This window comes from Blastococcus sp. SYSU DS0552, assembly GCF_054050815.1.
Genome location: NZ_JBJHAB010000039.1, coordinates 1 through 5,998, shown reverse-complemented (window position 1 = coordinate 5,998; position 5,998 = coordinate 1). Strand labels below are relative to the sequence as shown.

The following is a 5,998-nucleotide window of genomic DNA, read 5'->3' as shown; positions in this document are numbered from 1 at the left end:
TCGCTCGTTCCTCGCTGCGATGCTCCTGGGGCTGTCAGCGGACGATGGCTCTGGTCCGCTTCCGCGCCCCAGTCCGCTCCTCGCTCGTTCCTCGCTGCGATGCTCCTGGGGCTGTCAGCGGACGATGACCACGTGCTCCTGGCGCGGCACGAACTCGCCGATCACCGGGGAGCCGGGGACCTCGCCGCCGAGCAGGAGCCCGCCGGAGGTCTGGGCGTCGGCGAGCAGCAGCGCATCGTCCTCGCCGACCGCGGAGAGGTCGGCGTGCGGGCGCACCCAGTCCAGGTTGCGCCGGGTGCCGCCGGAGACGAACCCCGCCGCCAGCGCCTCGCGCGCGCCGGCCAGGTAGGGGACGGCGGCGGCGTCGACGACGGCGGTGACCCCGCTGGCCCGCGCCATCTTGTAGAGGTGCCCGAGCAGGCCGAACCCGGTGACGTCGGTGCCCGCGCGGATGCCGGCGGCCACTGCGGCCCGGCCGGCGTCGCGGTTGAGCGCGGTCATCGAGGCGACCGCTTCCTCCGACACCTCGCCCGTGGCCTTCATCCGGCTGTTGAGCACGCCCACGCCGAGCGGCTTGGTGAGGCTCAGCGGTGTGCCGGCGACCGCGCCGGCGTTGGTGATGATCCGGTCGACGTCGACCACGCCGGTGACCGCCATCCCGTACTTCGGCTCCGGGTCGTCGATGGAGTGGCCGCCGCCGACGTGGCAGCCCGCCTCCTGCGCCACCTCCAGCCCGCCGCGCAGCACCTCCGCCGCCAGCTCGGCGGGCAGCACGTCGCGCGGCCAGCCGAGCAGGTTGACCGCCACGACGGGCGTGCCACCCATGGCGTAGACGTCGGAGAGCGCGTTCGCGGCGGCGATCCGGCCGAAGGTGTACGCGTCGTCCACGACGGGGGTGAAGAAGTCGGTGGTCAGCACCAGCCCCTGCCCGCCGGCGAGGCGCACGACGGCCGCGTCGTCGCCGTCGTCCAGGCCGACGACGAGCTCGGCCGCCGGGTCGACCGGCCCCTGCGCGGTGAGCCCGGCGACGACGGCCTCGAGCTCCCCGGGCGGGATCTTGCAGGCGCACCCCCCGCCGTGGGCGTACTGGGTGAGCCGGATGCGCGCGGATGCGGTGGTCACGGCCCCGAATCTAGGCCCGCCCGCCGGGCAGCACCCGGAGCCGGGGTGGCTCGGGGACCGGCGGGGTGCGGGGAAGCCGCCGCCCGGCCGGGTGCCCGGGGGACGGCGGCCCGCCGATCCCGGCGAGCTCACGACGCGGAGCCGCCTCGTCGGTGACCTCGGCCCCGCCGATGCGGTCCTCCCGGAACCAGCGCAGCGCCTGGCGCTCGCGGCACCAGGCCACCAGGAACCGGTGCGCCCCGGTGTGGACCAGCAGCTGCGGCTCCACCGCCCGCTCCGACCAGCGGTTCCGGCCGTCGCAGTAGTGCAGCACCACGACGCGCCGCTCGGCCAGCCCACGCTCCAGACGCCGCAGCACCTCGGCGTCCCGCGCGGCCTCGGCGGCCAGCCAGCGGCTGCTCGCCAGCAGCCGCGCCCGCTGGGCCGGATCGGGCTCCAGCGCCGTCAGCACCTTCTCCAGCGCCGTCTGCCCCGCCTCGGCATAGGGCCCCGCGGCCGGGGCGGCCAGCGCGGCGGCGACGGCGGCGGCCTCCTCGGGCGTGAGGGTGACCGGCGGCAGCGTGGCCGGGGTGCGGGGCTCGGTGCGGTTCACGCTGCCGATGTTGGCAGCGACCACCGACAGTTCCACGTAGGCTGCCGGGCGGAGGCGTCAGGGTGTCTGGTGGCCCCCGCGGCCTCTAAAGCCGACGTGGCCGAGCATCTCGGCCAGGCGGGTTCGATTCCCGTCCGCCTCCGCCAGCTCCCGCCCCGCACCTACGCTGCGGGGCGATGACGACCGACCCGCGCCGCCAGGTGCCCCGCACGGACACGCTGCTCGCCGACCCCCGCCTCGCCGGCGCCGGCGAGCGGCTGGGGCGCGTCCTGGTGAAGAGCGCCGTCCAGCGCGTGCAGCAGCGCGTCCGGGCCGGCGAGGTGGCGCCGGACGCCGCCGTCGACGCCGTCCTCGCGGATCTCCCGCCCACGGCCGGCAGCCTGCGCCCGGTGCTCAACGCCACCGGCGTCGTCGTGCACACCAACCTCGGCCGCGCGCCCCTGTCGGAGGCCGCCGTCGCAGCGGTGGCCGCGGCGAGCGGCACCACCGACGTCGAGCTCGACCTGCGCACCGGTCGGCGGGGCCCGCGGGGGGAGGCGGCCATCGCGGCGCTGCTGGAAGCGGTCCCGGCCGCGGAGGCCGCGCTCGTGGTGAACAACTGCGCGTCCGCGCTGGCGCTGGTGGCCACCGCGCTGGGGCAGGGCCGGGAGCTGGTGCTCGCCCGCGGCGAGCTGGTCGAGATCGGCGACGGCTTCCGCATCCCCGAGCTGCTGGAGAGCACCGGCGCCCGGCTGCACGAGGTCGGCGCCACCAACCGCGTCGCCCTGGCCGACTACCGCGGGGCGCTCGGCCCGGACACCGGCGCGGTGCTGAAGGTGCACCCGTCCAACTTCGTGGTGCGCGGCTTCACCCGGGCGGTCGAGGTGCACGAGCTCGCGGCGGCGCTCGAGGGCACCGGGATCCCGCTGGTCGCCGACGTCGGCTCGGGGCTGCTCCGGCCGCATCCGGTGCTCCCCGACGAACCCGACCTGCAGACGGCGCTCGCCGCCGGTGCGGACCTCGTGCTCGCCAGCGGTGACAAGCTGCTCGGCGGCCCCCAGGCCGGCCTCGTCCTCGGCCGCGCGGAGCTGGTGCAGCGCCTCCGCCGGCACCCGCTCTACCGGGCGTTCCGGGTCGACAAGACCACGCTGGCCGCGCTGGAGGCGACGCTGCGCGGCCCGCTGCCGCCCGTGCAGCGGATGCTCGCCGCCGACGTCGAGGAGCTGCGGGCACGGGCCCGGGCGCTGGCGGAGCGCCTGGCGGCCGGGGGCGTGGACGCGCTCGCGGTGGACGCCGACTCCCGCGTCGGCGGGGGAGGGGCGCCCGAGCACCCGCTGCCCGGGGCCGCGGTCGCGCTGCCCGAGCGGTTCGCCGAGCCGCTGCGCCTGGGCGCCACCCCGGTGGTCGGCTACGTCGAGGACGGTCGCACGCTGCTCAACCTGCGCAGCGTCGATCCCTCCGACGACGGCGCCCTCGCCGCGGCCGTCCTGGAGGTGGTCCGCCGGTGGACGTGATCGCGACCGCGGGTCACGTGGACCACGGCAAGTCGGCCCTCGTGCGCGCGCTCACCGGCATGGAGCCCGACCGGTGGGCCGAGGAGCGCCGCCGCGGGCTGACCATCGACCTCGGCTTCGCCTGGACCACCCTGCCCTCGGGGCGCCGGCTGGCCGTCGTGGACGTGCCCGGACACGAACGGTTCGTGGGCAACATGCTCGCCGGCGTCGGCTCGGTGCCGGCCGCGCTGGTCGTGGTCGCGGCCGACGACGGCTGGTCGGCGCAGACCGCCGAGCACGTCGCCGTCCTGGACGCCCTCGGGGTGCGGCACGCCCTGCTCGCCGTCACCAAGGCCGACCTCGCCGACCCCGCGCCGGTGCTCGCCGACGTGCGCGAGCGGCTGGCCGCGACGTCGATGGGCGAGGTCCCCGGCGTCGCGGTCAGCTCGATCACCGGGCAGGGGCTGGCCGAGCTGACCGCTCGGCTGGAGGAGCTCCTCGGCGCGCTCCCGGCCCCGGACCCCGACGCGCCGGTGCGCCTCTGGATCGACCGGGCCTTCAGCATCAAGGGGGCCGGCACGGTGGTCACCGGGACGCTCGCCGCCGGAGCGGTCGCGCCCGGCGACCGGTTCCTGCTGGGGGACCGCGAGGTCACGGTGCGCGGCGTGCAGTCGCTCGGCGAGCCGGTCGAGCGGGCCGCGGCCACCGCGCGCGTGGCGCTCAACCTGCGCGGTGTCGCGGTCGAGGACCTCTCGCGCGGTGACGCGCTGCTCACCCCGGGCGCGTTCCGGCTGACCGACGTCGTCGACGCGACGCTGGCCGGGGCGCCGGAGGAGCGGCTGCCGGCCGAGCCGGTGGTGCACGTCGGCTCCGCGACGGTGGGTGCGCGGCTGCGGCCGCTGGACGGCCGGGCGGTGCGGCTGCGCCTCGCCTCCCCGCTGCCGCTGCGGATCGGTGACCGGCTGCTGCTGCGCGACCCCGGCGCCCGGCGGGTGCTCGGCGCCGACGTGCGCGACGTCGACCCGCCCGAGCTCCGCCGCCGCGGCGCCGCCCGGCAGCGGGCCGCCGAGCTGGTGGCGCAGCCCGCCGGCTCCGACGGCGCCTCGGCCGACCTCGCCCGCCGCCGGATCGTGCGCTCCGCCGACTTCGCCGCGATGGGCTGGCCGGTGCCTGCCGGGGCGACCCGGCTCGGCCCCTGGCTGCTGGCCGCCGGGCTGGCCGACGAGCTCGCCGCGCGGGTGCCCGAGATCGTCGCCCGCTACCGGCGGTTGCGGCCGCTGGAGCCGGGGCCGCCGGCGGAGGTGGTGCGCCGGGCGCTCGAGCTGCCCGATGCCGAGCTGGTGCCGGCGCTGGTCCGCGAGCCGCTGGTGTTGCGCGAGGGCCGCGTCGTCGACGGCGCGGCGGACCTGCCGCCGGAGGTCCAGCGGGCGGTCGACGCCGTTCGTGCCCGGCTGGCGGCCGATCCGTTCGCCGCTCCGGAGGCGCCCGAGCTGGCCGACGCGGGGCTGGGCACCCGGGAGCTCGCGGCGGCCGTCCGCAGCGGGCAGCTCGTGCGCGTCGGGGAGGGCGTCTACCTGGCTCCCGGCGTCGACACGGTGGCCCGGGAGCGGCTCGCGCGGATCCCGCAGCCGTTCACCCTCAGCCAGGCACGGCAGGCGTGGGGGACCAGCCGCCGGGTCGCGGTGCCCCTCATGGAGTGGCTGGACGCCCGGGGCGTCACCGAGCGGCTGCCCGACACCACCCGCCGGCTGCGGTAGGCAGCCTGTCCCGGCTCCGCGCGTCGAGGACGACTCCCGTGCTCCGGCACCTAGCGTGCGGGGGTGATCGACTTCTCCAACGGCTCCGTCTCAAGCTCAACCCCGCGAATCCTCAGGACATCGGTCCCGCCGTGGCGCCGCTGCTCATCCAGGGCGAGCAGATCGTCGCCTGCTTCAAAGCGGTGCGTGACTTCGTCGTCTTCACGAACAAGCGGCTCATCGCCGTGAACGTGCAAGGCATGACGGGCAAGAAGCGGGATTTCACGTCCCTTCCCTACAGCAAGATGCAGGCGTTCTCGATCGAGACCGCCGGGACGTTCGACCTCGACGCGGAGTTGGACCTCTGGTTCAGCGGGCTCGGGAAGGTCCGGCTGGAGTTCAAGGGCAACGCGGACATCCGTCAGCTCGGGCAGATGATCGCCACCTACGTCCTCTGACGAGCCCGGTCCCCGCTCGCTCGTGCCCTGCCCACCCCTGTGGGCAGGGCACGAGCATGCGGCGGGAACAGGTCAGTCCGTGGCTGGGACCCAGCGGGCGGGGCGCTTCTCCCGGAACGCCGCGATGCCCTCCTGGCCCTCCTCGCCGGCGAAGAAGCGCGCCGACAGGTCGAGCAGGGGCTCGAACTCCAGCCGTGGCTGGCGTGCCCGCAGCAGCCGCTTGGCCTCGGCCAGGGCGGCCGGCGCACCGGCGGCCAGCGCGGTGAGCTGCCCGGCGAGGACGGCGTCGACCTCGTCGTCACCGGCCACCAGGTCGACCAGCCCTCCGTCGGCGGCGGTCGCGGCGTCGAAGACCTCGCCGCTGAGCATGAGCCGGTGGGCCACGTGGGTGCTCATCCGAGGGAGGACGACGGCGGAGATCACCGCCGGCACCAGGCCCAGGCGCACCTCGGAGAAGGCGAACGTCGCCGACTCCGCCGCGACGACGACGTCGCAGGCCGCCAGCAGCCCGACCCCGCCGGGGGGGGGGGGGGGGGGGGGGGGGGGGCGCCCCCGCCGCCCCGCCCCCGCCACCCCCCAACACAAAAAAAAAAACACAAACACACACAACACACACCA

6 protein-coding genes and 1 tRNA gene are annotated in these 5,998 nt (G+C 76.7%); 4 read left to right on the top strand and 3 right to left on the bottom strand.

What is annotated here, in order from left to right; genetic code table 11:
* Positions 1–114: 114 nt before the first annotated feature.
* On the bottom strand, positions 115–1,122 hold the full coding sequence (selD, locus tag ACI8AG_RS20385; protein WP_456598482.1) for a selenide, water dikinase SelD: 1,008 nt from the start codon (positions 1,120–1,122) through the stop codon (positions 115–117).
* A 10-nt stretch (positions 1,123–1,132) separates the two neighbouring features.
* Positions 1,133–1,750 carry a helix-turn-helix transcriptional regulator gene (locus tag ACI8AG_RS20380; RefSeq protein ID WP_456598481.1) on the bottom strand — a complete coding sequence of 206 codons (618 nt, stop codon included), beginning with the start codon at positions 1,748–1,750 and terminating at the stop codon, positions 1,133–1,135.
* 14 nt (positions 1,751–1,764) lie between these two features.
* Between ACI8AG_RS20380 and ACI8AG_RS20375 the strand changes: the two genes are divergently transcribed.
* The 4 genes from ACI8AG_RS20375 to ACI8AG_RS20360 all read left to right on the top strand — a co-directional run bounded on the left by ACI8AG_RS20375 (position 1,765) and on the right by ACI8AG_RS20360 (position 5,380).
* Positions 1,765–1,860: transfer RNA gene (locus ACI8AG_RS20375), tRNA-OTHER, on the top strand.
* A 30-nt stretch (positions 1,861–1,890) separates the two neighbouring features.
* On the top strand, positions 1,891–3,207 hold the full coding sequence (selA, locus tag ACI8AG_RS20370; RefSeq protein ID WP_456598480.1) for an L-seryl-tRNA(Sec) selenium transferase: 1,317 nt from the start codon (positions 1,891–1,893) through the stop codon (positions 3,205–3,207).
* Positions 3,198–4,943: a selenocysteine-specific translation elongation factor gene (gene selB, locus ACI8AG_RS20365; RefSeq protein ID WP_456598479.1), complete on the top strand. Its 1,746-nt coding sequence runs from the start codon at positions 3,198–3,200 to the stop codon at positions 4,941–4,943. The genes selA and selB overlap by 10 nt, the downstream gene beginning before the upstream one ends.
* A gap of 131 nt (positions 4,944–5,074) precedes the next feature.
* Positions 5,075–5,380 (top strand): PH domain-containing protein, encoded by a 306-nt coding sequence (locus ACI8AG_RS20360; protein ID WP_456598478.1) that lies wholly within the window; start codon positions 5,075–5,077, stop codon positions 5,378–5,380.
* 72 nt (positions 5,381–5,452) lie between these two features.
* Here the strand turns inward: ACI8AG_RS20360 and ACI8AG_RS20355 are convergent, their stop codons facing one another.
* Positions 5,453–5,953, bottom strand: coding sequence for an enoyl-CoA hydratase-related protein (locus tag ACI8AG_RS20355; protein ID WP_456598477.1), 501 nt, complete (start codon positions 5,951–5,953; stop codon positions 5,453–5,455).
* Between the last annotated feature and the right edge of the window lie 45 nt (positions 5,954–5,998).

Excerpts from the sequence above, each read along its gene's own strand:
- selA (WP_456598480.1), top strand. The coding sequence starts at position 1,891 with ATGACGACCGACCCGCGCCGCCAGGTGCCCCGCACGGACACGCTGCTC.